At 38.8% G+C, this 26,228-nt stretch carries 20 protein-coding genes and 1 pseudogene; 7 read left to right on the forward strand and 14 right to left on the reverse strand.

Annotation, left to right across the window (positions count from 1 at the left end; all coding sequences use genetic code 11):
- The first annotated feature begins 169 nt into the window (after positions 1 to 169).
- On the forward strand, positions 170 to 298 hold the full coding sequence (locus NST93_RS12995; RefSeq protein ID WP_405097693.1) for a hypothetical protein: 129 nt from the start codon (positions 170 to 172) through the stop codon (positions 296 to 298).
- A 105-nt stretch (positions 299 to 403) separates the two neighbouring features.
- Here NST93_RS12995 and NST93_RS13000 read toward each other — a convergent pair whose 3' ends face one another.
- The gene (locus tag NST93_RS13000; RefSeq protein WP_405097695.1) at positions 404 to 1,183 is read right to left on the reverse strand and encodes a LysM peptidoglycan-binding domain-containing protein; all 780 of its coding nucleotides are present in this window, start codon (positions 1,181 to 1,183) and stop codon (positions 404 to 406) included.
- Positions 1,184 to 2,037: 854 nt separating this feature from the next.
- The gene (locus NST93_RS13005; RefSeq protein WP_405103874.1) at positions 2,038 to 2,919 is read right to left on the reverse strand and encodes a DUF1002 domain-containing protein; all 882 of its coding nucleotides are present in this window, start codon (positions 2,917 to 2,919) and stop codon (positions 2,038 to 2,040) included.
- A gap of 324 nt (positions 2,920 to 3,243) precedes the next feature.
- Between NST93_RS13005 and NST93_RS13010 the strand changes: the two genes are divergently transcribed.
- A complete protein-coding gene (locus tag NST93_RS13010) occupies positions 3,244 to 4,446 on the forward strand; it encodes an MFS transporter (RefSeq protein ID WP_405097697.1) in 1,203 nt (400 codons plus the stop codon).
- 586 nt (positions 4,447 to 5,032) lie between these two features.
- On the opposite strand, the pseudogene NST93_RS13015 reads toward NST93_RS13010, so the two are convergent.
- Positions 5,033 to 5,902, reverse strand: a pseudogene (locus NST93_RS13015) (IS3 family transposase); the annotation flags it as partial.
- Complete coding sequence (locus NST93_RS13020) at positions 5,866 to 6,429, reverse strand: helix-turn-helix domain-containing protein (protein ID WP_405097032.1); 564 nt, start codon at positions 6,427 to 6,429, stop codon at positions 5,866 to 5,868. The gene NST93_RS13020 and the pseudogene NST93_RS13015, both read right to left, overlap by 37 nt.
- A 289-nt stretch (positions 6,430 to 6,718) precedes the next feature.
- Between NST93_RS13020 and NST93_RS13025 the strand changes: the two genes are divergently transcribed.
- Entirely contained in the window at positions 6,719 to 6,967 is a 249-nt protein-coding gene (locus tag NST93_RS13025; protein WP_405097699.1) for a DUF1450 domain-containing protein, read from the forward strand.
- 49 nt (positions 6,968 to 7,016) lie between these two features.
- Here NST93_RS13025 and NST93_RS13030 read toward each other — a convergent pair whose 3' ends face one another.
- The 6 genes from NST93_RS13030 to NST93_RS13055 all read right to left on the reverse strand — a co-directional run bounded on the left by NST93_RS13030 (position 7,017) and on the right by NST93_RS13055 (position 13,785).
- The gene (locus NST93_RS13030; protein ID WP_405097701.1) at positions 7,017 to 8,186 is read right to left on the reverse strand and encodes an iron-containing alcohol dehydrogenase; all 1,170 of its coding nucleotides are present in this window, start codon (positions 8,184 to 8,186) and stop codon (positions 7,017 to 7,019) included.
- A gap of 11 nt (positions 8,187 to 8,197) precedes the next feature.
- Positions 8,198 to 8,578: a RidA family protein gene (locus tag NST93_RS13035; protein ID WP_405097703.1), complete on the reverse strand. Its 381-nt coding sequence runs from the start codon at positions 8,576 to 8,578 to the stop codon at positions 8,198 to 8,200.
- 58 nt (positions 8,579 to 8,636) lie between these two features.
- Positions 8,637 to 9,971 carry an MATE family efflux transporter gene (locus NST93_RS13040; RefSeq protein WP_405097705.1) on the reverse strand — a complete coding sequence of 445 codons (1,335 nt, stop codon included), beginning with the start codon at positions 9,969 to 9,971 and terminating at the stop codon, positions 8,637 to 8,639.
- 120 nt (positions 9,972 to 10,091) lie between these two features.
- On the reverse strand, positions 10,092 to 12,137 hold the full coding sequence (locus NST93_RS13045; protein WP_405097707.1) for a TRAP transporter permease: 2,046 nt from the start codon (positions 12,135 to 12,137) through the stop codon (positions 10,092 to 10,094).
- A complete protein-coding gene (locus NST93_RS13050) occupies positions 12,130 to 12,654 on the reverse strand; it encodes a DUF1850 domain-containing protein (protein WP_405097709.1) in 525 nt (174 codons plus the stop codon). Before NST93_RS13050 ends, NST93_RS13045 begins: the two co-directional genes overlap by 8 nt.
- 138 nt (positions 12,655 to 12,792) lie before the next feature.
- Positions 12,793 to 13,785 (reverse strand): TAXI family TRAP transporter solute-binding subunit, encoded by a 993-nt coding sequence (locus tag NST93_RS13055; protein WP_405097711.1) that lies wholly within the window; start codon positions 13,783 to 13,785, stop codon positions 12,793 to 12,795.
- A gap of 364 nt (positions 13,786 to 14,149) precedes the next feature.
- Here NST93_RS13055 and NST93_RS13060 point away from each other — a divergent pair, with 364 nt between their 5' ends.
- On the forward strand, positions 14,150 to 15,439 hold the full coding sequence (locus NST93_RS13060) for a hypothetical protein (protein WP_405097712.1): 1,290 nt from the start codon (positions 14,150 to 14,152) through the stop codon (positions 15,437 to 15,439).
- Positions 15,440 to 15,476: 37 nt separating this feature from the next.
- On the opposite strand, the gene NST93_RS13065 is transcribed toward NST93_RS13060, so the two are convergent.
- From NST93_RS13065 to NST93_RS13075, 3 genes are all read right to left on the reverse strand, one after another.
- Positions 15,477 to 15,785 (reverse strand): hypothetical protein, encoded by a 309-nt coding sequence (locus NST93_RS13065; protein ID WP_405097714.1) that lies wholly within the window; start codon positions 15,783 to 15,785, stop codon positions 15,477 to 15,479.
- Between the two features lie 219 nt (positions 15,786 to 16,004).
- Entirely contained in the window at positions 16,005 to 19,172 is a 3,168-nt protein-coding gene (locus tag NST93_RS13070) for an SNF2 helicase associated domain-containing protein (protein WP_405097716.1), read from the reverse strand.
- A gap of 105 nt (positions 19,173 to 19,277) precedes the next feature.
- The gene (locus NST93_RS13075) at positions 19,278 to 20,465 is read right to left on the reverse strand and encodes an MFS transporter (RefSeq protein ID WP_405103876.1); all 1,188 of its coding nucleotides are present in this window, start codon (positions 20,463 to 20,465) and stop codon (positions 19,278 to 19,280) included.
- Positions 20,466 to 21,160: 695 nt separating this feature from the next.
- Here NST93_RS13075 and NST93_RS13080 point away from each other — a divergent pair.
- From NST93_RS13080 to NST93_RS13090, 3 genes are all read left to right on the forward strand, one after another.
- Positions 21,161 to 22,123, forward strand: a complete 963-nt coding sequence (locus NST93_RS13080) for an ABC transporter ATP-binding protein (RefSeq protein ID WP_405097718.1) — start codon at positions 21,161 to 21,163, stop codon at positions 22,121 to 22,123.
- Positions 22,086 to 23,348, forward strand: coding sequence for an ABC transporter permease (locus NST93_RS13085; protein WP_405097720.1), 1,263 nt, complete (start codon positions 22,086 to 22,088; stop codon positions 23,346 to 23,348). The genes NST93_RS13080 and NST93_RS13085 overlap by 38 nt, the downstream gene beginning before the upstream one ends.
- A gap of 418 nt (positions 23,349 to 23,766) precedes the next feature.
- Positions 23,767 to 24,906 (forward strand): N-acetylmuramoyl-L-alanine amidase, encoded by a 1,140-nt coding sequence (locus tag NST93_RS13090; RefSeq protein ID WP_405097722.1) that lies wholly within the window; start codon positions 23,767 to 23,769, stop codon positions 24,904 to 24,906.
- A gap of 482 nt (positions 24,907 to 25,388) precedes the next feature.
- Here the strand turns inward: NST93_RS13090 and NST93_RS13095 are convergent, their stop codons facing one another.
- Complete coding sequence (locus tag NST93_RS13095) at positions 25,389 to 26,105, reverse strand: hypothetical protein (RefSeq protein WP_405097724.1); 717 nt, start codon at positions 26,103 to 26,105, stop codon at positions 25,389 to 25,391.
- Between the last annotated feature and the right edge of the window lie 123 nt (positions 26,106 to 26,228).

The raw sequence follows: 26,228 nt of genomic DNA on the forward strand, positions 1-26,228 counted from the left end.
ATTGAAAAGTTAAAAGGGAACTGAGAAAAATTGGAATTCACTTAACCCGCTTTTATCATGTTACTTCATTGGATGAATTTAGCAGTTTAAACTCTCACACAAATGCTTGGCGTATACTGTATTTTTTAATATAATAAAGGCTGATATTTTTTTGGAGGACAAAATCGGGATGAAGAGATTACTTTTAGCAGTATTTGTCACGTTTATTATCGCCATTAGTTTGTTTGGATATTTTCATGATGGGAATCCAGCAACCGAATTAATTGATTCAGCCAATGAATCTTTAATTGAAGATTAAAAAAGGAAAGCAATCGATTTGATATCGATGCTTTCCTTTTTCTATGTGATGTTATCTTGCGGCTTGACTTCTATGTAAGTCAGTTCCGTGAGATGTGCCACACTTTTATTCTACAATCGTAACATTAACAGTGCGTACACCCCATGCGTATGCATCATTTTTACTTGGGACATGAACATCAATTTTGTTGCCTTTAATTGCACCACCGATATCCGCAGCAACTGCATAACCATAACCTTCCACATATACTTCAGTACCTAATGGGATTACTTTTGGATCTACTGCAATTACTTTTGCATTTGGGTTCTTATTTAAGTCAACCCCTGTACTTGTAACTCCAGAACATCCATCACAACCAGCAGTATATGCGGTTGCTGAAACTGAAATGGTTTTGCCTTCTGCCTTTTCTTCGTTTGCAGCTGGCTTAGATTCACTTTTCTCAGCTGTTTTTGTTTCAGCTGGTGCTTTAGCTGTTTCTTTCTTTACTTCTGCAGTTTGCTCCTCATCAGGAAGCGCTGCATCCTCTTGGTCAACATTAACACCCTTAATTTGAAGTTCTTGACCTATCACAATCATACTTGAATTTAAATCATTCCATTCTCTCAAGTCCTCAACAGATACGTCATACTCCTTACTAATATCGATTAATGTATCACCACGCTGTACTACATATGTCTGATTTATATATAAAACTTGTTTTGGTTGAATAACAGTAGTCTTCAAATTATTAATCTCGACTAACTCATCGATGGTGGTGTTATATTCTTTTGCAATGTCCCATAGGTTTTCACCTTTTTGTACTTCATGCTCTTCAGCAGAAGCAGTAGTTACAGCTGCACCAGCTAAAAGAACACCAGTGGCAATAGCCGCTACTAATTTTTTCAATTGCTTTCCTCCTCAATTTGTGACAGTCACTATACTATCACAGGAAATCGAGGAATACAGTTACAGCAAAATTAAAAGTAAATGACACGAATTGCGTTTCATATCCATTCCATGACAAATGTAATCGAATTGTAATAAAAAACGTGCTGAAGGATGCTTTTGTTACATTATTACAGATTTCAAGGGTATTTTAACTGAAAATTTTGCAACCTAATCAGTTAAAATAGTAGTGATTATACGTGTTAATCATCAATTTTTTCGCCAATATTTTATAAAACCGATTTGTATCATACTCCAAATCGGTTTATTCATATTTTAAACAGACTACTGATTACTCTAATTTCAAATGTACTGTAATTGACACCCGCAGCCCGTCCGCGGGCCGCTGGTGAACCCCCCAGAGGAGTCTCGGGCTATTTGGACTGTTCCCAGGAAAAGTTAATCGTTAATTCCTTGGATTTCATTAGGAGATATACCCGGTGTTTAACCCTAAAGTCGAGTCTGGTCTAAACACAGCTATGTTTTAAGCCGCAAGTCTGCGAAGAGCAGTTAATTTTATTTTACTAACATAATTAGAACAAAAAATAAAATTTTCAACACAAAGCAGCCCGAATATACGCAGACTCCTTGGGGGTGAAAGGCATAGGTGAGACTGCGAGTGCGTCAGCACGAGGCAGATTACATACGCCACGTCCTGTGGCAACATCTGCACTAGCACGTCCTGTGCGTCGTGGCTCACCAGCCATCCCAGGAAAGCGAAGTATATTCGGGCTGCGGGTTTCCAGAGGAGTATGCATACTCCCCCGTTTAGTAATCAACAGTTTATATCAATTGCAGCTCTATATTTAAATAGGTTAATTGAACAGATTTTTAAAGAAGTTGCCTAATGCATTAAAAATGTCGCCGATGAATGCTGCTACTTTCTCCCAGAATCCTTGGTCTAATCCCAATTCTTCTGCTTTATTCGCAACATTGTCAGCAATCTGCTTCAGCTGATCCTTTACTTTACCAAAATCAATATCCAACTCACGCATTCTATCGAAGAGATCAATCAGTCTTTGGCGGTCTTGTTCACTCAAGTTGATTTCCAGTTTACTCAACTGTTCGCTGACAATCTGTTCCACTTCTTCTCTCGTAACCGGATTTTGATCAGCAATCATCTGTTTAATCTCTGTTAACAGTGTGCTGACATCCTCTTCGGAGACGTCTTCGTTTTCTGCTAGGTCTGTAGCTACTTCAAGCTCATCATTAGCCAGTTCCATACGTTCTTTGTCCAGCTCTGCACCTTCAACATCATACGCTTTATAAATCCCTGTTAAAGCAGAATGCCCAGTAACAGCAATTGGTGAAACAATATCCACCGTTACGTCTTCTGCTCCTGCTGTGAGCAGGGCATTTTCATACATTTCACTCGTTACTTTTGTTATATTTTCTGGTGTCACTATATTTACAACTAGACCCTCGCCATTATTCTCCAGTTTAATCAGTGCCGAGGAATACATATTTGCATTTGGATTCCCATTAATAAAGCTGGCATAGTCTTCCCCAGTTACATCGACCTCTTGCTGTGCTCCGTCCTTGGAAATTCCTAATTTACTTCTTACTTCCTGACGCTGTGAATCATTCAGCTTTTCCCCAAAGATTAAGATACTATCCGAGACAGCCAGTGCAGGTGTTGCCATTCCAATGAGCATACCTATGATCAATAGCAGCGAAAATACAAGTTTACGTGTCATTTTCAAAATAAACACTCCTTTAATAAGACTAAATTTCTTTCATTTCATTTCTTGTTTATAGGATAAGAGCTATGTTATTACCCTACCCTATTTCTTTTCCATGAAAAACATTCTGGAAAGTACTCTCCATTATTATACCTTCATCAGAAAAAATGAACAAACTTGTAGAAAATCGCGCTCATTCTTGACAGATTTGTGTATTTATGAGCGTATCCCTTTATATTTATTTCGTATTGCGGTATATTTAGAGTAACGAAATATTTCGCGGAAAGAAGGGTTTTACAAATCGATTCAAATGAAGCATTAAAACGGAACTTAGTAATCATGTGGTTTGCTAACCTTTTTGTTAGTGGAAGTATGACGATGGTGGTTCCATTTATCTCCCTGTATATAGCAGGCATGGGAGACTTCTCGGAATCATATGTACAAACATGGTCTGGCTTAACTTTTGCTGTAACATTTATTGCAGCTTTTATCTTCTCACCAATTTGGGGAAGAATTGGTGACAAATATGGAAGAAAAAATATTTTAATTATATCTGCAGCTGGAATTGGCTTATCCGTATTCCTGATGGGATTCGCCACTTCTGTATGGCAGCTTTTCTTATTACGGCTGCTGATGGGAATTGTTACAGGCTTTATTCCAATGTCACAAGCATTGATTGCTGTACAAACGCCTAAAGAAGTAGCTGGAAAAGTGCTTGGCACACTGCAAACAGGAAGTATTACCGGGGCATTAATGGGACCAATGCTAGGCGGCGCACTTGCTGATATGTTTGGATTTTCCAATTCATTTAAATGGGTATCAATCACGATATTCCTATCCGCATTCCTCGTATTTTCCGGAGTGAAGGAAGTAAAAATGAAGGTTTCTTCCAATTCAAACGAAAAGAAATCTTATACAAGCAAAGAAGTGCTGCAGCACATTATAAGCAAGCCTGTATTACTTGTTGTTATGCTGCTATCTGCCCTAATACAGGTCGCACACTTTAGTATTCAGCCGATATTATCTTTATTCGTTGAGGATATTCATGGACCAGTAAATATCGCATTCTTCGCTGGTATGGCTTTCTCAGCAGCCGGGTTAGGGAACCTGCTTATGTCCAGACGTTGGGGCAGACTCGGGGATCGCGTTGGTTATATAAAGATTCTTATCATCCTGTTGTTTGCCGCTGGAATTGTCTATTTACCTGGTGCGTTCGTAACAAATATCTGGCAGCTTGTTGCTTTAAGATTCTTGCTTGGTGTATCTATTGGCGGCATCGTGCCATTGCGTATCGCCTATATAAGACAAGAAGCACCGCTATCCATGCAGGGTGAGGTTCTTGGTTATAACACAAGTCTTCGTTTCTTGGGCAACGTCATTGGGCCTGCACTTGGAGGATTACTGGCGGCTGCATTCGGCTTCTCATCTGTATTCTTTGTAACAAGTGGTCTGCTCATCCTATGCGGGGTTATCATGCTCGTTACGTGGTATACGACGGAATACGAAGCAAAAGATTCAAAGTATATGTCCTATAAGCATTAATAAAAACAGACTGGGCATATTTAATATCAACCAATTTAAAACGAATATTATCGAATAAAAAGCTTTTAAAGTTAACTTTTTACAATGGGATAATCATTCATAGTCGATAGAAAGTGCTGATTAATTTACTTCAGAGTAACTTTAGTTTTACCTTCCTACCCTATTGGCTGGAAGCCCGCAGTCCGAATACCCCTCGCTTTCCTGGGGCGGCTGGTAAGCCCCCTACGTGCTACGCACTACGTGGTCTTACCGATGCCTTAGTTCCCCAAGGAGTCTCGGAGTATTTGGACTGCTCCCAGTAAAACTAACGGTTATTTCATTGAATTATGGCAGGATATGCATGTTAATCTTACTAGACTATTTTAAGTTATACACATAAAGGCGTTTCAACTGTTAGCTTAAGACAAACTTCTACTCTTTTATAATAATAAACAGAAGACTAGATAAGCTTATCAGCACGAAGCAGCCCGAATACACGGAGACTCCTGTGGGATGAGAGGCATCGGTGAGACGGCGGTATGCGATAGCATACCGATGGCTCATCAGCCGCCCACGGAAATGGTGTGACCCCCAAAAGTTGGAGTTTTTAAGCTGCAAGTTGGCTGGTATGAATTCGGTATTGAACGGGACTCATACCATCCAGCTTTTTCTTAATACGTTTATTATTATATAGAGAAATATATTCCTCAATCTTAATCTTTAATTCATCATAGGTACAGAGAGGCTCTCCGTGATACATTTCTTGCTTTAATATACCGAAAAAGCTTTCAATTGGTGCGTTATCTATACAATTCCCTTTACGTGACATACTTTGAAATACCTTATTTCCCTTGAGGGTTTTCACCCATTTATCATGTTGATAATGCCATCCTTGATCAGAATGGATGGTTGTCCTATATTTTGAGTTTTTGACAGTGTCTAGCGCTTCTTCAAGTGGATTCAATACGAATTCAAGTGTTGGAGATGTGCTGATGCCGTAAGATAATATTTCCCCGTTAAACATGTCCAGGATTGGACTTAAATAGAGTTTCTTTCCTCCTGAACACTTAAATTCTGTGATATCTGTGGTCAATTTCTGATAAGGTATTTTCGTGTGAAACCGACGATTCATACGGTTCTTCGCCACCTTACCTACCGTTCCCTTGTAAGCATTATATTTTCTTGATTTTCTTCCAAACTTCACACATTGGAGTCCCATTTCTTTCATCAGACGTTGAACTTTCTTATGATTTACGATATAGCCATAGTCTTCTTCCAAAGCTTTTTTGATTCTACGGTAACCATAAATTCCTTTATATTCTTTAAATATTTCTCCAATACATTCTTTCAATACTTGGTCTGAGTCCTCTTCTTCTTTCTTTCCGTTCATATGGTAGTGGTAGGATGATTCAGGGATTCCAACAATGTTTAAGACATCTTTTAATTTGAATTGTTTTTTGAGTTCGGCTGATAACGCTGTTTGTGCTTTTCGAGAAAGGCTTCCGGATCTTCCTGAAAAGCTCGCAACTTTTTTAAATAGGCCACCTCTAAACGTAAAAGCTCATTTTCTCTTTCTAATTGCTTTAAAGTCACTGTTTCTTTATTATTTATCGGTTTCTTCTTTTGCTTCTTCGATTTATCAGGCATAGGAAGCAGCTCCCTCTGGTTATTCTGAGCTTCAGATTTGCCTTCCTGGAATGATTTTCTCCATCTAGATAACATGGAGGGATTCTTGATTCCAAATTGAAGAGCTGTGTCGGACGCTGAAGCACCAGTACTCTTCATAAAGCTTAATACATCTCGCTTAAATTGAACAGAGTAAATTTCCTGATCCTTATTTTTCACCACTAATTGTTTTTCTCCAAAATGTTTATAAATTCTTACCCAACCTCGAAGCGTGGTCGTAGGAATTTCATATTTCTCCGCTAGACTGCGATAACTTAGTTTTCCTTCCAGATATTCTTTTGCGATTTTTGATTTGAATTTGCCCGTATACTTCGCCAACAAAAAACACCCCAATCGTTAAATTTTTACTCTAACTTTTGGGGGTCAGGTCAAAAGCGAAGTGTATTCGGGCTGCAATTTTCCAGAGGAGTATGCTTAGTACTGAATTAAGGGAATTAGGATTCCACTTAAAATCCGAACGAATTAAGGTATCGTTCGGATTTTATTAAATTATATTTCTTTTGTCTCGGCTTTTTTATCTTATCGTGATTATTCAAGCAGGGAATTAGCAGATACTAGGATATATGTTTTATACTAAGACTATATAATAGTAGAAAGTGTGATTTTCATGGGAATTGTTGTGGTCGAAATTTGTGATGGCAACACAATTAAAACCATTGATATAGAAGAAATTCTGGAAGAAGAATTTCCAGAGGTTGCAGTTATTATGAGCGAATGCCTGAATTTTTGCGGCTTATGTGCAGTCAGGCCATATGCGCTTGTAAATAACAAACGTGTTTTCGGGAAGACACCCGAAGAATGTTTGGATAAAATCAGGATTGCAATAAAAGAAGAACTGCAGGCTTTTTATAATTAAGCCGCAGTTCTTCTTTTTTCGCCATTTCCCGGGAAATTTTTCAACAGGTCTATAAGCTCGCTTGCAGAATCTCTAGCGAGTCCGCTTTATCCAGCTTTCTAAACACCCCATACTCTGGTCTGACCGAAACAGCTTTTTCTGCAATTAATTCTAAACTATCTTCTGTAATATCATAATCAGATAATTTACTTGGTGCTTCGATGCTATTCCAGAATGTTCGAAGTGCTTCAATTCCTTCTAATGCGACTTCTTTATCTGTCTTTCCTGCAGGGTCAACATCGAACACTCTAACAGCAAGCTGTTTAAAACGACCTGCATTATCTTCATCCAATACATGCTTCATCCAGTTTGGAAAAAGTATCGCCAACCCGCCGCCATGGGGTATGTCGTGAACTGCCGAAACGGCGTGTTCCAGATTATGTGTCGCCCAATCGCCGCGAATGCCAACATTGATCATTCCATTTAAAGCATAGGTGCCATTTAACAGGACTACTTCACGGTATTCATAATTCTCAAGTTCCTTAATCAGCTTTGGAGCTGTTTCAATCATTGATTGCAAAATCGACTCACATAAACGATCCTGCATTGGTGTATTTGGCGTCAGATGGAAATAATGTTCGAATACATGCGACATAATATCGACAATCCCATAAATTGTTTGATCCTTTGGCACAGTATACGTAATTGTCGGATCCAATATAGAAAATGCGGGATAGGAATAGGCTGATCCCCAGCCATGCTTCTCTTTTATTTCCCAATTTGTAATCACAGAACTCCGATTCATTTCTGAACCTGTTGCTGCTAATGTAAGAATTGTTCCAAATGGCAATCCACCCTCTGGCTCCGCCTTCTTCATAATAATATCCCACATATCCGCTTCTGATTTTGCACCAACCGCAATAGCTTTCGTACAATCGATCGTGCTGCCGCCTCCAACGGCTAACAAGAATTCGATCCCTTCACGTTTACAGATTTCGACACCTTTTCTTACTGTAGAGATTCTTGGGTTCGGTTCAACACCTGCAAGTTCATAAATCGCTGTATCGATCTCTTGCAGCTTTTCAATCACCTGGTCATAAACCCCATTACGCTTGATACTGCCCCCGCCATAGACAATTAAAACCTTCTTTCCATACGCGGCTACTTCCTCAGGCAGCATGTCAATCTGCCCTTTCCCAAAGATTAATTTTGTTGGATTATGGTAAATAAAATTATCCATTTTTCTCCCTCCTATTCCTGAACATAAGCAACTGCATCGATTTCAATCAAAACGTCCTTCGGCAGTCTGCTCACCTCAATTGTCGCACGTGCCGGGAATGGCTCAATTAAGTATCTTCCATAAATTTCATTTACTGTTGCAAAGTTATCCATTGAGCTTAAATAAATAGTAAATTTGACCGCTTGTGAGAAATCCGTGCCAGCTTCTTTTAATACTGCATTGAGATTCTCCATCACTTGTTCTGTCTGTTTCTCAATTCCTTCGACCACTTGCCCTGATTCAGGATCTACAGGGATCTGTCCGGAAACAAAAACAAAGTCTCCAGCCTGAATTGCTTGCGAGTATGGACCAATTGCTGCTGGTGCATTTTCTGTATGAATTGCTTTAACCATATGAATTCCTCCCTTTGTTCATTTGTAAATTTAATATACCACTTAAACCTTCACGAATCTATTTGAATAAGTCCTTTTCTCTGAATTTTCCATACCTGTAATAAAGAAAGGCAAACGTACTGCTTATAATAAAGCTTGTACCCATTCCAATTGCAATCCCAACAGAACCCAGCTCACTTGCCATCAGCCATGTAAGAGGATAGCGCAACACCCAGAAAGAGAGGATATTTAATACAAGCACCTGATACATTGCTCCAGATGCCCGAACGATGCCATTTAAAATAAAATTGATTCCCAGGAATGGATAGCATAGAGCGATAATCCTTAAATATTGCTTTCCAAATTCAACTGCCGCTTCTTCACGGATAAAGAGTTTTATTCCAAACTCTGCAAATAATATAATGAAAATACCGATGACAATCATGATTGCAAAATTATAAAGCACACCATACTTAGCAATTTTCTCAACACGCTGCCAATTTTTAACCCCGATATTCTGTCCTGCCATACTTGTAACAGCAGTGCTTAACGCATGAGCCGGCAGCATAATAATATTATCTAAACGCTGTGCCGCACTGAAACCGGCTACTACTCCACCACCAAACACCGTAACAACACTCATGATTGCTGCAGAGCCAGCAGATATTACAGCCATTTGTAAGCCTGATGGAATACCAAGATTTAAAATAAGCCGTATTTCCTTCCAGGAAGGAAGCGCTGGTGCTGTAAATGGTGCTAACTTTTTATGTTTTAAATAAATGAATCCATAAATGAAGGCCAGACCTTGTGAAACGACCGTAGCATAGGCAGCACCATCAATTCCCCAATTAAATACCGAAATAAATAATGGATCAAGTACAATATTGGCTAGAACAGCCACTGTCACAAATCGGAGCGGTGTTCTGCTGTCTCCCAGAGCACGCATCACGGTACTGATAAAGTTATAGCCAAATAAAAATAATATACCTAGGAAATTAATCTGCAGATAGGTTTTCGCATCCTGAAGCATACTTTCAGGAGTGCCAAGCAAATTTAAAAGCTGTTCAGAGAAAACATACCCGAATATTCCAAGGGCAAGGGCAATCGCCGTCATTAGAACGACAAATGCATTTAAGTAGCGTTTTAACCCTTCGTCCCCGCCAATCCCTTTCTGCTGTGACAAAATAGTTAAAGCAGCATTATTCAGTCCAATAATAAAAGCAAGAACAGTAAATAAGATTGTTCCTGATACACCGACAGCGCCTAAAGCATTCGCACCAAGTAAATTACCAACCCACAGACTATCAATAAACTGATAAGACGTTTGGAGTAAATTGGTCAGTAAGATTGGTCCGGAGAAAAGGAGCATCTGCTTAAATATATTTCCCTGCGTAAAATCATGTTGCTTTTCCATGTTAAAACCAGCCTTTGCCATGTGATTACATCTCATTTACATGATACATTACCAGAAGATATATTCAAAAAAAGATGACCAGGTATGTAACCATACCCGGTCATCTTCATCATGTGTTTCCTATGCTTGTGCACTTGCTTGCGGATGACTTTCTCCCTTGCCTTTTGATTTATTTTTACCCATCAGCTGGATAATAAGCATCACTGCGAAAACTGCAGCTCCAATTAAATCAGTATTTCCTTCAGGATACATTAATAGTAAACCTGCTACAACGGCAATGATCCTTTCAATCCAATGAAGTTTACGATACCAGAAGCCAATAAGGCCAGCACCGATTGCAATCATTCCAGTTAATGCAGTTGCGATAATCCATATAATACCAAGGAAGGTAACATCAATCATCAGCAGCTGCGGTTCAAATATGAACATGTATGGAATGATAAACGCAGCGATTGCCAATTTCGTTGCATTGACTCCAGTTCGTATCGGCTCCCCACCTGATATACCTGTCGCGGCAAAAGCTGCAAGTGCAACAGGCGGGGTTATGTCTGCTACAATTCCAAAGAAGAAAACAAACATATGTGCAGCAAGAACTGGTATCGCTAATTCATATTGTTCATTTAAAGCCATAATTGCCGGCAAAGCAATCGTTGATGTAATAATATAGTTTGCAGTCGTTGGCGATCCCATTCCTAAAATTATCGATGTAATCATCGTAAAGAATAAGGTAAGCAAAATTAATGCTGTTGGATTACTTGCAATGGAAGCTGCCATTCCAACTAGTCCATTGCCAAGCTTTAAGCCAAGTCCCGTTTTTGTTACCACACCTACAATGATACCAGCACAAGCAGTTGCTGCCGCCACTCCAAGCGCAGTCCTGGCACCATCAGTTAAAGCAGTAATCAGTTTGGATAGTGTAAACTTGCCATTATGAAGGAACATATTCGTTTCTTTACTGAACATACTAACGACAATCGCAGAAATAATACCGTAAATTGCCGTTCTTTCAATACTATATCCTTCAAATAAGAAATATACGATAGCGACTATCGGGAATAATAGATAAAGCTTTTTCAACACTGCCTTCTTGCTAGGCAATTCCTCTTTTGGAAGTCCTACCAATCCTAGGCGCTTTGCCTCCAAATGCGTCATTACCCAAATACCTGTAAAATATAAAAGTGCTGGAATAACTGCAGCTTTAGCAATATCCCAGTAAGGAACCCCAGCAAATTCGATCATTAAGAAAGCTGCTGCACCCATAATCGGCGGCATAATTTGGCCGCCTGTTGAAGATGCTGCCTCAACCGCTCCTGCGAAGTTCGATTTATACCCCAAACGTTTCATCATTGGTATTGTATAGGAACCTGTTGTTACCGTATTTGCAACCGAGCTCCCCGAAATCGTACCATTTAAAGCACTCGAGAAAATCGCAACTTTCGCTGGCCCGCCAACTCGGCGACCAGCAATTGCCAGCGCCAGGTCGTTGAAATACAGCCCTACGCCTGTTTGTACAAGAAACGCACCAAATAACAGGAATAAGAAAATATAAGTTGAGGAAACTTGCAATGGTGTACCCAAAATCCCTTCTGTTGTAAAGAACATAGCATTAATTAATTGTTCCATACTTAGACCACGATGGATAAGCATTCCTGGCATATACGGGCCAAATAATGCGTATAAAAGGAATAAACCTGCAATGATAACAATTGGAAGACCAACAGCTCTTCTTGCTGCCTCCAATACTAACAGCACTGCTGCTCCACCAATAATTACTTGTGCCAAGTCAATCCCGCCGACTTTTTGTACTAAGGTTTCATAGAACACTGGCCAATATGTACAAACAATAATCGCTAATCCAACTAAGAGCCAGTCATACCAAGGAACGCTGGATCGCTTCATTCCCCGCTTTGCAGGAAATAGCAGAAAGATAAGCGACAAAGCAAACCCTAAGTGAATCGTCCGTTGAATATATGCAGTAAAAGCACCAAATACACCTGTATAAAGGTGGAATAGAGAAAATGCGATTAAAGTGAAGAATACAACCCACCCTACAATCCCGGTTAATTTCCGTGTATTCGACTCTACATCATACTTTTCCATCAGTTCCTGTTGTTCCTCTATTGAAATTTGTTTCGTATCATCTCTTTGTAGTTTCTTATCACTCATTTATTTTCACTCCTTTCAAGTATTGCAAAATAGACAGTTTTTCTGCCTTTACTTTAAACCACGCTCCTGGTTCAAAGTAGTCATTAAATTGGACCACTTTTTCACTTTCATCCGTTTCCCATACTAAACGATGCTCAGAAACGGTTTTTCCATTTCGAATATTTATAGATTCAAAGACTTGATTTAATTCAGAGATATGATATTTCCCGTCTATATATTCAAACTTCGCTTCACCTTCTGCATTTGATGGCATCCCAATTCCAAATTCCTCAAAGATAATTTCATCCTGTACAATTTCCAAATCAGCTGAAACATGATACTTCTCAACAACATTCGTTAAATGAATCGAATGCTTAAAGATAATTTGGAAGTGTTCACCCGCTTTAAGTGGAAGGAATGCTGCTATGTTATTTGATGTTCCATGATAGAATACCAATGCAGTTCGAAAGGGAATTAGAATCAGACAGATAATTATTAGTAGAATTATTAAGGCAGGCATCACTTTGCTGACTTTCATTTGCTACTCACCAATCCATTATGAAGCACTGAAATTTGTATCTTGTGGATCATTATTATGTACATTGTGTAATTATTAATGAAACAGCCGGCTGTCAATTGTCTATTCGACTGGAAGCCGGCTGTTTCATATTAAACTTTACTCCAGTACGCCAGCTTCTTTAAAGTACTTTTCTGCACCTGGGTGGAAGTCAATACCAATTCCTTCTACGCCAGCCTCTGGTGTTATAAATTCACCTTTAGAGTGAGAAATAGAACCAGCATTTTCATAGATTGCTTTTGTGATTTCATAGACCGTATCCTCAGACAACTCATCTGTTACAGCAAGCATTGCAAGTACTGCTACTGTCTTAATATCTTCATCAATTCCTCCATATGTTCCACCAGGAATCGTGTCCTCTGCGTAATATGGATATTTCTCTATAATTGCATCAATCTTATCTTGCTCAACAGGAACAATGCTGACCTCTGTAGTAGCACCTAATCCTTCAACCGCACCTGTTGGCCAGCCAGCAGTGATGAAAGCGGCGTCAATATCGCCATCTTGAATTCCACCAGTTGACTCACCAAAATCAAGATGCTGTGCGTTTATATCATCCATCGTCATATCATGTACTTCAAGAATTTGCTCTGCATTAATATACGTACCAGATCCCGGAGCACCTACAGAAACAGTTTTACCAGCCAAATCCTCTACTGATGTAATTCCAGATTTTGCTGTTGTAACAATTTGAACTGTTTCCGGATAAAGCGAGCCAATTGCTAAAACATTGTCTACAGGATTATCCTCAAAGGCATTAATTCCTTCTGCTGCAAAGGCAACGACATCTGTTTGAACAAATGCAAGCTCTGCTTCTCCCTCTTGTAAAGCGATTACATTATCAGCCGAAGCATTTGATGACAGTGCATCTGTTTTAATACCTGTTTCATCATCGATAATCTTCGCCATTTCTCCACCAAGCGGGTAATACGTTCCGCTTGTACCACCTGTTAGCATACTAATCAGTTTAGGTGTGTCTCCACCATTTCCGCTATCTCCATTATCCCCACTATCATCCCCGCCACAGGCAGCTAAGAATACCGCAATAGCAAGCATGATAACAGAGAATAAAAATAATTTTCCTCTTTTCAAGAAAATTCCCCCTTCCGTTATGTATGTTAGAGTTTATCAAAAAACTAAATTTTGTCAATATTTTTTGTTGATTAACGTCAATTTATTAAATAACCTTACATTGTATGAAACAACTACTATTAAAGGGAATTCAGGAACTGCGGTACAGCATTCAGCCTATTATGTAAGCGCTATCCAACTACTTTAACTTTTCTACCTGAAAAAATCAAGATTTATAGTCATAAATATGCCTTCCAATTGTATTATTCGCTAGAAGCTGCTATTCTCATTTAAGTAATATATGTTTCTTGACAATATTATGAAAATTCAATATGATAAACTCACTATACCTTTTTTCAATCTAGTAAAGATGGGAGTGAAGCTGATGCAAGTAAAAATCGCTGTTTTTGGCAGGAAGCTTACGATAGAACGTGTGAAACAGCTTATAGAAGATATGGAAAAGGTCGAAATTCTTCCAATGATTTACTCTAAAACTGAAGAAGTACCAGCATTATTCGATCAGGTTTTTCAGTGTGATGTCTATCTATTTACCGAAGCAATAGCATATTTGCATGTAAAAGATAAGATTGAGAAAAAGCGCTTGCCTGCAATTCAGGTCGACTTTGATTCATATATGATTACCGCTGCTCTCTATCGATTAAATACTGACTTAAATACGCCTGTTCGCCGTTTTGCAATAGATGTTCTGGAAGACCGTTTCATTAAAGGGGTAATTGATGAGCTGCATTTTGAACAGGATTCCATTCATACATTTATTCATAATAAGTTTGAAGCACCGGAAGTGGATAAACTGCTCGCATATTATGAAAGACTATGGAAAGAAGATAAAATTGATTATGTTTTAACGACAATTAACGAAATCAAACAGCAGCTGACGGAGAAAGATATTCCTGCCAGCACCATGCATCCTCCTGATATCAACATTACTAAAGCAATTAAAAAGGCAATTGCTCTAGCCCAACTAAGACAATCACAGAATACCCAAGTCGTTTTTGGCTATGTTAAAATTAAAGATTTCGATAACATCACTGACCCTGATACGAATTACAGAATGGATCTTCTGGAAAAGTTAAAACGCATCCTCACTCGTTTTACTGCTCGTACGGATACGACACTAATTCAATCCAATGATCATACATTTAATATTATTGGTACAGACAAGGTTTTATATCATCTAAAAAATCACTATCGAGAGTTTCCATTATTACAAGAGATGAAGTCAACAATTAAATTGCCGATCTATTTGGGATTTGGACTCGGATTGAATGCAAAAAATGCAGCTGAAAATGCTGAGATTGCATTAGATAGCTGTAAGCGCAGCGAACACAGCATTTGTTATATTGTGAATGAAAGACAGGAAACGATTGGACCAATTGGCATCCGAAAAGAAATCGATACATCAAGCCTTTATCAAGCACTGATTCACCAAGCTAAGCTTAATAATGAATTGTCATATAATTTCATTGATTTTATAACAGAACGCAATAATGAACCATTTTCCACTAACGATGTGGCGACTTTTTATCAAGTAACAAAACGCAGCGCAGAAAGAACAGTAAATAAGTTACTGACTGGTAATGTTATCAAAGTTTCAGGTGAGGAACGACCATATTCAAAAGGGCGCCCGCGCAAACTCTTTACATTAGATCAGTGAATATGCATGGAAACAGCCAGACTCAGCAGAGACTGGCTTATTCTCTCCTCATATAGCCCTCTTTTTCTGATAAAATCGCTATTGCTTTATCATACTCTTCTGCTTTTACTTTCCCTTCTAATACATGTGTCATCTCTTCTTCTTTCTTTTCTTCCTGGTTTAAATCTAGGGATGCTGCAACTCCCCATGATAAACCTGATTGGACAAAAGGTACAAAAGCAATCTTATTCCCTTCTTCAGGAATATCGTCAATGATGATATCCTGGACATGCAGTTGCTGCAACGCAGTTTTCGCTGTTTCTACATCATTTTCTGATTTAAAATATGCTTCAATCCGTTTTTTCACCGTGAACCCTCCTATTTGCTCTATCTTTTCCCCCTTCGACGCAGGCTACACCTGATTGCGCTTCTATATTTGCTCTATTTAGGCATTTATTGCAATATAAAAACCACACGGAATAAGAGAGACTCTCTTTTCCCATGTGGTTTTGTTAAGCATTGATCTGAATCAGCATGAATATCATGTTGTTTTGACTTGCAATGAGCGATCAAAGCTGCACGATATTTACAGGTTCAGCAGCTCACGAATATCATCTTCACTCAGACTGCTTAGCATGGCTTCTCCTGGCTGAATGACTTGGCTGATTAATTCCCGTTTTTTCTGCTGGAGTTCGTAAATCTTTTCTTCTATTGTTCCTTCAGCAATTAAGCGAATCACTTGCACAATTTTTTTCTGACCAAAACGATGGGCACGCCCTGTTGCTTGGTCTTCTACTGCAGGATTCCACCATAAATCATAGAGAATAACCGTATCTGCTCCTGTAAGATTCAGCCCCGTTCCACCAGCTTTAAGTGAGATAAGGAAAACACCTTTCTCCCCTTCGTTAAAGCGTTCACTCATTTCTAAGCGCTCTTCTGAGGGAGTTTTGCCGCTTAAGTAAAAGTAATCGATTCCCTCTTTCTCTAATTCCTTGATAATAATTTCGTGCATACTCGTGAACTGGGAGAAAATCAACATGCGGTTCCCGTTCTCCAGAGCGGTTCTAACTGTATCCATCAGCTGTTTCAGCTTTCCAGATTCACCTTGGTAATTCTCAATAAACAAACCAGGGTGACAGCAAATCTGCCGTAATCTTGTCAGTCCTGCAAGTATCTTTATCCGATTTTGATTAAAGCTGCTTTCTCTCATCGATTCGGAAGCTTCTCTTTGTACTTGCTGGAGATATCCAACGTACAGTTCTTTTTGCTCCTGTGTCAGTTCAGAAACGCTGACAGACTCTATTTTCTCAGGCAACTCTTTTAGAACATCCTGTTTTAAACGCCGTAAGATAAATGGCCTTGTGATTGAAGCGATTTTTTCATTTGACAGTTGTTTGAAATTACGCTGACTCGGCATGAGCCCTGGTAAAACAACCTGGAAAATCGCCCAAAGTTCTTCAATCGAGTTCTCAATTGGTGTGCCACTCAGGGCAAAACGGCGAGAGGCATTAATCTGTCTGATTGCCTGAGATGTTTTTGTAGCATAGTTTTTTATATATTGTGCTTCATCAAGTATCATTGTTTGAAACTCAATATCCTGATAAAACTCAATATCCTGCCTTAATGTTGCATAGGAAGTAATCCATACATCAACATCTTGCAATTCTTTAAACTTCTGCTGCCGTTCTGCAGGCGCACCAGTTAAGATTGCTGTATTTAAATCTGGTGTAAATTTATCAAATTCGTTTTTCCAGTTGTATACGACAGACGAAGGAACAACAATCAAATGTAGTTTATCACTTGGCTCAGAGGCTAGATAAGCAATCGTTTGAATTGTTTTCCCCAAGCCCATATCATCGGCCAGAATACCGCCAAGATGATAATGACTTAATGACTTAAACCATTGATAACCAGTAAGCTGGTAATTTCTTAGTGTTGCTTGCAAATTATCCGGCAGTTCATAGACTTGTTCCTCTGGAGAACGGAGATGGTGCATTAATGAACGAAAAGCTGGATCATAGCTTTTCTTCGTATCAATCAGCTCATCTATCTGCGTCCCCCGATATAACGGCATATGCACATTTCCATCGTGCAAATCCTTCTCTTTAATATTCATATCATCAAAGAATTGATTAATCGATGCAAATGAATTATTTTCCAGGGAGAGTACTGCACCGCTTTGCAGACGGTAGAAACGTTTCTTCTCAATAACTGCCTGCAGAATTTTATCGACCTCTGCTTCATCCACACCTGCAATATCAAAGCTGATTTCCAGTAAATTAGATGCAGAATCAAGACGAACATTCGTTGTTGCTGTTGGTTCATGCTCTACAATCATATATTTTAATTCCGAAGTAAGAAACAGCTCAACATGATCCGCCAGAAGCGGCAGGATTTGATATAAGAACTCATACAGCTGTTCTTCCTCTATCGTTTCAAGATAAAGTTCTTTTCCATTGTAATGAAAGTTAGCATGCTCAATCAATTGCATAATTTCCACTTCTTTTGCAATATCACGGATGATAATAACATCATTCCGTTCCCGGCCATTAAAGGGATCAATAAAGTGCTTCCCATAATAATATTCAAGTCTTCCAGTTATTAAGTCTTCTTTAAGTTCTAAAAACAACTTCGCCTGCAGCGGAACCTGAATGATCTCTTCCATGATATTTTCAGCAACCTGAACATCACCAACGGCTTTCAATGAGGGTATAACCTCTGAAAAGAATTGGTCCGCCTGTGTCTTCGAAATAGCAAGCTCAAGCTGGCTTAGGTTAAACTGATTAAGCCCCTGAATAACATCCAATTGGTCTGGGGTAGGAAAGTAAAATGTGCCTTGGCTGAATACCATATCGTAATCAGGAAGCACTTTTACTTCTTGGCCTTCCGTCAATTTCAGCATGACATCTTCTTTTTCGTTCTTTTCCAATAGAAATTGGAACGGCAATGTATCTTCCTCAAGCGAAATTGCTTGAAATGTTCGATTTGCGATGGAGACCGATACATTTCTTTCCACTAATTTCTCCATTAACTCCTTTACAAGCAATGGCAGGATTAAGATGAAACGTTTATCTGCAGAACCCGAATGTGGGAAAAAGGTTGAATTATAGATGTTTTCGTTATTCTTAATAGAATATAGCAGTTTAAATATTTCCATATCCTGTTGCAGAATGAAATGTTCATCCGGACGATAGGTGAAATTTTTCGTGAAATAGTATTCCCTGTTTTGCAGTACTGCTTTCAGCAAATCGAAAGCCTCTTTCACCACATAGCAGCGGTTTTCACCTAATTTTAATTCAATCAGCAGATTGTCCGAGTAATTCCATTTCAGATGGTATTCAACCTGCAAAGGAATTTTATCTTTTAAGATTTCCGGCTTCTGCTCTATTTGCTGCAACGAGCTTATCGCTTGAATGAAGCGATTTGTCGTATTGTAATCATAGTGAAGTGGTGCATTTCCATTTTTGGATTCTCTCGCCTGTACACTTAAAAGCACAGCAACAATATGCTTACATGATCCATAAGTATCAAAGGCTGGACAGTCACAGTACGTATCAATCGAATTTTTTTGAAGCTCCTCCATGTTAATTTCCACGAAGTAATCCTCAGAACCGTGTACGGTTGCAGTCCAAACTAGATAGTTAATGTCATATAGCAGATCACTGACTTTATTATTTTTATAATATTCTAATCCACGTCGGTAAATAATTGGCGGAAATAATTTACTTAAGTTAACATCCTTTAAAGTTTTCAAAGTAATGGAACCCTTCCTTTAGCATATGCTTCCTCTATTTTACAGAAAAATTCTGTAAATGTGAACCAATCCCACTCACTGCTTTCTATATGTCAGCAGACGATGTCAGGATACTTTCGCTTTCCGGTCCCGCATAATGAAATAAATATAAATCGCAATGGAACAAATAATCGATAATGCTGACGCAATATAAATCGATGCATAGTTTATTGTCGAAGCAATTATGCCAAAAGTGATAGCGGCAATCCCAATTCCTAAATCAAAGAAGGAAAAGAAGGTCGCATTTGCCATCCCTTTTCGATTCGCTTCAGCTTTATCAACAGCCCATGCCTGAAGTGCCGGCTGAACTGTTCCAAATCCAAGTCCATAAATCGCCGCTGCAATCATGAGCACCAGCGTGCTGGGCAGCCAGGCAAGCAAAAACATTGCTGTCAGTATCATGAAAGTACCAGGAAGAAAAACATAGATATGACCTTTTTTATCATAAATCTGCCCTGCAAAGGTACGTGAAATCATTAAGAAAACAGCATATACAAGAAAATATAATTCAATGCCTTCCACATTTTTCTCAAGTGCATGGAGCGGCAAAAATGTTGCGATGCCCCCGAATGTTGCCGTAATGAAGAACATGAGAATAGACGGCTTCAGCGCTGTTTTTTCAATCACATCAAATCTTGCAGGCTTTGTCTTTTCTTCGACAGCTTCTACTTTTTTATACCCAATCCCTAACGAGAATAGTAAAGCAATTAGTCCTAATGCTGCACAAATAAGGAAAAAGCTTTGAAACGAAATCATTCCCATTAGCGATAAACCGAGTGCAGGTCCGAGTGCAAGGGCGATGTTTCCAGATAAACCGAAATACCCCATTCCCTCTCCGCGTTTATGCGCAGGAATAATATCGGTTGCAATCGTCCCACCTGCAGTTGTAGAGAATCCCCAGCCAGCTCCTTGAATAATCCTTAGAAATCCCAGCAAGAAAATACTAGCTACAAATCCATATATACTCATTGATAATACAAAAATGCTTAATCCAATAACATAAACAAACCCGCGCCCTTTAGACTCTAATGCATGTCCAGCATAGGGCCTGAGCAGCAAGGCGGAGAAAGTGAAAATACCAACAATAATTCCAACCATCTGGTCATTTCCACCAAGCTCTTTTACATATAACGGGATTGTTGGCAGTGTCATTTGAAATCCCAGAAAAACGAAAAAATTAGCAAGCCAGATAAAAACAAAATCTTTTGTCCAGATTTTCTCTTGTATATTCTGTACCTTTTCCCTTGTTTCCATCACAATTTCAAACTTCCTCTCCTAAGTGCTTGCATTGCATTATACAGTATTATTTCGTGGATTGAAATATATTGATTTCAAAAGAAAGACTGAAGTGAAAACACCAAATTTGCTGGCTATGTTACGAAACCTGCCCTTTCCATCACAATACATAAACACCTTTAAATAACCCCAACGAATACTTTCTATTTTAAAGCAGCCCTGTCTTTAATTTACCCTCTTCCAACTCCGTTCTGAATCCGCAGTCCAACTTTTTTCAAGGATATTTTTTACACTCTATACACAGCCACGATTTAAGCTCTAAAATGAGGGACTGTTCTCATTACACCTATATAATCAGAACACTAAATAATCATTTCAGCACAGAGCAGCCCGTTCACACGTAGACTCCTGCAGGATGAGAGGCTTCGGTGAGACGGCGATATGCGTTAGCGTACTGATTGCTCATCAGACGCCAGCGGAAAGCGAAGTGTGAACGGGCCATCAGGAGGTTCTCTTAATTAATCATTCAGCAACTGCGCTGAAGGACAATCTATGCGGTCAATTGCGATTCACTATGATAATATCAGGAGGGGTTTGTATTCTTATGATAAGGATGTCGAGGTATGAAACTTTAAAAAAAGTGAAACTTCGCGAGAGAACAGACGTAGTACAGTTTATACATATCATTTCGAAAAGGGAGGGGTAAAACTTTTATGGAAACAATATTAAAAGTAGAGGGCCTGAATAAGTACTTTAAAGACAAACAAGTACTTAAAAATATTTCCTTTGAGGTCAATAAAGGAGAAATCATGGCGATTTTAGGCCCAAATGGTGCTGGTAAGTCCACAACAATCAGAAATATAATGGGGATTCTATATCCGGATGAGGGGTCCATTACCTTCCATCATCACGATGGAAATCAAATCCCGAAAAACAAGATCGGCTATCTTCCAGAGGAACGCGGACTTTATAAAAATGTGAAAGTAATGGATATCCTGCTGTATCTCGCAGACCTAAAGGACTATCCACTGGATAAAGCGAAAGAGCGGATTTTGCATTATCTTAAAAAGTTTGATTTGGAAGGAAAAGAAAAGGTAACAATTGAAGAGCTTTCTAAAGGAATGGGACAAAAAGTCCAATTTATCGGTTCTATCGTTCATGAGCCAGATTTACTCATTTTGGATGAACCTTTTTCAGGACTGGATCCTGTCAGTCAGGAACTATTCAAACAAGAGATTCGCAGCCTGCGCAACCAAGGAACAGCAATTCTCCTTTCTTCTCACCAAATGAATCTCGTCGAAGAGATGTGTGACCGTTTATTCATGATTCAGCGCGGACAAAAGGTGATTTACGGCACATTAGATGACGTAAAAACGGAGTATGCTAACTTTAAATGTACAATTCATGGTACGAATGAACGTACCAGCCTCGAAAACATTACTGATGTGGAGCATGTTGAACAGGATGGTGATGTTTCCATCCTCTATTTAACAAAGGATGTGGAACCAAACATCTGGTTAAGACAACTGCCGGAAGGAATTCAGATTAACGAGCTGTCAATTGACAGGGTTTCACTGCATGAAATTTTTATAGATATCGCAACAGATAAACGATTAATGACGAAAGAAGGTGAAATAAATGCGTCATTCAATGAAAGTAGCAAAGTGGGAAATTAAACGAAATCTAAAAAATAAATCCTTTTTGATTGGACTCTTCTTAACTCCTATTATCATTCTTGCTTTTGGATTTATTGGAAATTGGATTGGTGGAGATTCAGATAGTGCGGAAGAATCCGGCGAAGATATAACAGTGTTCATTAATGACCAGCTCGGTGTTTTTCCCGAATTGGAGGATACTGTCAGTGCAAGCGGAATGCCATGGACTTTGCTGGAAACAGATTTAGCTGAAAATGAGATTGCAGATGAAGTAACAGACAGCGAAAACACTGCTTATCTGTTTCTCAATCAGGCTGGCCTTACTGAAGGTGTTTTTCCTATTTATACAAGTGAGGAAATCGACCCTTATTTCATCAGCCAAGCAGCAATCATGCAAGGACCTGTTCTTGCCTTTCAGATGGAAGAACTTGGCTTAACAGAGGAACAATCACTAGCAATCAGTCAAGGGGTTTATTTTGAGGAAATCGACGCCGAAGCGATAACAAATGAAGAGGCTGCTGGAGAAGCAGGTGGTGAAGAATTAGCTGGTGAAGATGACTTGTTAGCTAAACTTGTACCTGCAGCATTTGCAGGGATTATCTTTATTTCCATTGTCTTCACTGGGATGGCAATATTTCAAAGTGCCTCTCAAGAGAAGAAAGACAAAATTGCAGAGATTATTCTCTCATCCCTTACTCCAAGCGAGCTGATGCAAGGGAAAATAATCGGCTATTTTGTACTTGGATTAATACAGACTGCCGTTCTGCTACTGTTCGTCGTGCCATTTATTTTATTCCAAACAGATATCCCATTGCTGGAATACTTATTTGTACCAGAAACTGCTCTCTATGTCGCAATTGCTGTTTTAAATTATTTAATGTTTGCAGCAATCTTTGTGGGGATTGGAGCAACGATGGAAGATATCTCAACAGCAGGAAATTTCCAGGGACTTGTAATGATGCTCCCGTTCCTGCCATTCCTGTTTATCGGTCCGGTAATTGGTGATCCATCAGGAATTATTGCACAAGTTGGCAGCTATATTCCATTCACGGCTCCAGGTGTTCTCTTGCTGCGTCTCGCCATTCTTGATACATGGCCATGGATTGAAATTATTATATCGCTTGTGATTATATTAATTAGTACAGGAGTATTTATAAAACTTGCAGGCAAGATATTCCAGGTAGGTATTTTAATGTATGGCAAAAATGCAACACCTGGGGAAATCTGGAAGTGGATTAAAGCATAATCTTTTAATCCCGCAAGTAATTTTGTCTATGTAATGAACGTTTGACCCAGCTGACAGATAATAATGTAAATTCCCTTTTCTATCTGAAATAAGATATACTATAATTATAGTAAGCATTTAAAAAGTATTTCTCGTGGGGGGTAATATTACATGTTAATGTATGTTATTGCATTATGCATTGGTCTTAGCATTACGCTCGTTATTTCAAGCGAGGTTTGGAGCTAATCTTAAAATAGCAGTGAACGCATCATCAATGCGTTCACTGCTATTTTTCTTTCATAATACAGCCAAAATTATGTGGTTTATTTTAAAGATTCTGTTATTCTATTAAACTATCTGCATTTCTACTTGTTTCCGAATACGTTTCATATTATGATTGTTACTATACTTTAAATCTACCATCTTTGAGGAGGCGTATATGAAACATTTAAGGTATTTCCTTGCCATTATCTTACTGCTCGGTATATTTATACCAGCAGAAACAGCAAAGGCTGCAAACGGAGACACATATGAAGTCAGTTCTATGCTGCTTCACGTCCGCGATGAACCAGCAAGTGGAGCAACAATTGTTGGACTGCTTCATAAAGGGGACAAACTCACTGTATTCCACGAAAAATATGGTTGGGTACAAACATATTATGCTGGAAAAACAGCCTGGGTTGCAAAGCATCATTTAATACCTGTTTCAACAGGTAATGTGAGTACTCAAGCAAGTACAAGCACATCGAACAATACAGGAGACAGCGGCAATCTGACAGTTAATGCCAGCAGTGTCAATATTCGCTCCGGCCCAGGGTTGGATTATCCTATCATTGCAGGTACAAGCTCTGGCGAAACCTATACTGTTGCAGAGCGTTCTGGCGATTGGACTAAAATTAAATTATCGAATGGAAACACCGGCTGGATTGCTTCTTGGCTTACATCTGCAAATGCCGTGAGCACAGAAGAAACAAGCCATAATGTACAAACCGTTTCCAATAATAAAACGGCGTCCGCTTCAAAACAAGTTACAAACCATTCGTTATCCGGTTTTAACATTGTTCTCGATGCTGGACATGGCGGGAGAGATCCAGGAGCCATTGGACTTGGCGGAGTTCAAGAAAAGGATTTGGTCACTTCGACAGCCAAGCAAGTCGCAAGTACTTTGCGCGCTTATGGTGCAAATGTAATTGAAACAAGATCCGGAGATTACTTCCTGTCTTTAGATGAACGGATTCATATTAGTAATTCATACGATACACATGCTTTTATTAGCGTGCATTACAATGCATTCCCTGTTGTATCTGCTCAAGGGATCAATACTTTTTATGCTAGTAACACAAGTCGTGCACTAGCATCCAATGTGCAAAATTCACTTGCAGCCTCTGTCCCTTTAAGTAATCGGGGTACGATGCAAGCAAATTATAAAGTATTGCGAAATACAAATGCACCTGCAATTTTAATGGAGCTTGGCTTCATTACAAATGCGTACGATTTATCAGTTATTCGTACTGCGGAATACCAGCAGCAGGTTGGAGAAGCAGTAGCGAATGGATTAATGAACTATTTTCATAATTAACTTTTAAACTATAATTACAGGTAAACGCCTGAGATAAAAAATATGATTTATTTAAATCCGAACGATACCTTAATTTCGTTCGGATTTTAAATTAACTTCTGACTATACTTCAATTCAAAATAACTTTCCCTCAAAGATACCGGAAATTTGAAAAGCCATCATTAATAAGGTTGTGCTTAGTCAATACAAAACTGGATTTTGAAAGTTTGTCTTTGATACGTTTTCTCTTTGCCCGCAGAAATCAGGATTGTTCTTTAACGGAGGATAAGAACTCTTCTCTAATCCTGTCAGAGCAAGATAAGTGGAGAAACTGTCTATAAGTACAACTCTATAAGACAGTAACTGCAAGATAAGCGGAAAAACTGTCTTTGAGAACTTCTCTATAAGACAGTAACTCCAAAATAAGAGAAAAACTGTCTTTGAGAACTTCTCTATAAGACAGTAACTCCAAAATAAGAGAAAAACTGTCTTTGAGAACAACTCTATAAGACAGTAACTGCAAAATAAGCGGGGAAACCGTCTATAAGAACACCATCTGATTTTTCAGTTAATCCAACTAAATTATTATCCTCATTTTTCACATGAAAACCATGTCCACCCTGATTCACATTATTGAAATCCATCGTAATATCAATTAGCTCTCCCTTTTCCAATTTAACGGGAATCGCATGCTCTCCATTAAAATAATCAAAACGTGCCGAAAACATATGCTCTTCCCTCTGCTCTGACCATCCCTGTTTTTCAGTGAAATCGATAAGAGATAGCATAAATATTGCTGCTGGAATTACAAAAGCGATAATCAAACTAATACTGGCTGATTTTTCCGGCAATGCTGTCCCATAGAAAAACACTAAGGCTGCAATCGCACCAACAGTTCCGGCAATAATAGTAAATATATTAAACCCATAAAACAAAAAGATTGCATACCCGGCAAGGATATAAAAGGTTATTTTTAACCAATGACCAGCTTTAATTTTAAAAGTTAAAAAATCGATGACAACGGAAGATAAAACACCATAAATAAATACAACAAACCAAAGCAATTCTTCCTGAAATGCTTTCGAAAAATCATATAACTCGAATAGATTTAAAAACAATATATAAATCGCCATGATAAAAAGCAGAAATCCTGCGCCTGTTAATTTTTCAAAGCAGTATTTCACAATAGTTGGTGCATGATTCAGCCTGCCTGTTTTCAATTATTTCTCCTCCTATCATGTGCCTGCCGTTATACTTGGCTCCCGTTTATCACGATAAAAAGCCTGCTGCTATAGAATGTTTTTCTTTAGATTAAGGAGTGATATACTATTCATGATAATCAG

Origin of the sequence: Oceanobacillus sp. FSL H7-0719 (assembly GCF_045040795.1) — a bacterium.
Classification (GTDB): Bacteria; Bacillota; Bacilli; order Bacillales; family Amphibacillaceae; genus Oceanobacillus.

What these genes read in the sequence shown, in the direction of transcription:
- NST93_RS12995 (WP_405097693.1), top strand. Translation starts at nt 170, where the DNA reads ATGAAGAGATTACTTTTAGCAGTATTTGTCACGTTTATTATCGCCATT.
- NST93_RS13005 (WP_405103874.1), bottom strand. Translation starts at nt 2,919, where the DNA reads ATGACACGTAAACTTGTATTTTCGCTGCTATTGATCATAGGTATGCTC.
- NST93_RS13010 (WP_405097697.1), top strand. Translation starts at nt 3,244, where the DNA reads ATGTGGTTTGCTAACCTTTTTGTTAGTGGAAGTATGACGATGGTGGTT.
- NST93_RS13025 (WP_405097699.1), top strand. Translation starts at nt 6,719, where the DNA reads ATGGGAATTGTTGTGGTCGAAATTTGTGATGGCAACACAATTAAAACC.
- NST93_RS13030 (WP_405097701.1), bottom strand. Translation starts at nt 8,186, where the DNA reads ATGGATAATTTTATTTACCATAATCCAACAAAATTAATCTTTGGGAAA.
- NST93_RS13035 (WP_405097703.1), bottom strand. Translation starts at nt 8,578, where the DNA reads ATGGTTAAAGCAATTCATACAGAAAATGCACCAGCAGCAATTGGTCCA.
- NST93_RS13040 (WP_405097705.1), bottom strand. Translation starts at nt 9,971, where the DNA reads ATGGAAAAGCAACATGATTTTACGCAGGGAAATATATTTAAGCAGATG.
- NST93_RS13045 (WP_405097707.1), bottom strand. Translation starts at nt 12,137, where the DNA reads ATGAGTGATAAGAAACTACAAAGAGATGATACGAAACAAATTTCAATA.
- NST93_RS13050 (WP_405097709.1), bottom strand. Translation starts at nt 12,654, where the DNA reads ATGAAAGTCAGCAAAGTGATGCCTGCCTTAATAATTCTACTAATAATT.
- NST93_RS13060 (WP_405097712.1), top strand. Translation starts at nt 14,150, where the DNA reads ATGCAAGTAAAAATCGCTGTTTTTGGCAGGAAGCTTACGATAGAACGT.
- NST93_RS13075 (WP_405103876.1), bottom strand. Translation starts at nt 20,465, where the DNA reads ATGGAAACAAGGGAAAAGGTACAGAATATACAAGAGAAAATCTGGACA.
- NST93_RS13080 (WP_405097718.1), top strand. Translation starts at nt 21,161, where the DNA reads ATGGAAACAATATTAAAAGTAGAGGGCCTGAATAAGTACTTTAAAGAC.
- NST93_RS13085 (WP_405097720.1), top strand. Translation starts at nt 22,086, where the DNA reads ATGCGTCATTCAATGAAAGTAGCAAAGTGGGAAATTAAACGAAATCTA.
- NST93_RS13090 (WP_405097722.1), top strand. Translation starts at nt 23,767, where the DNA reads ATGAAACATTTAAGGTATTTCCTTGCCATTATCTTACTGCTCGGTATA.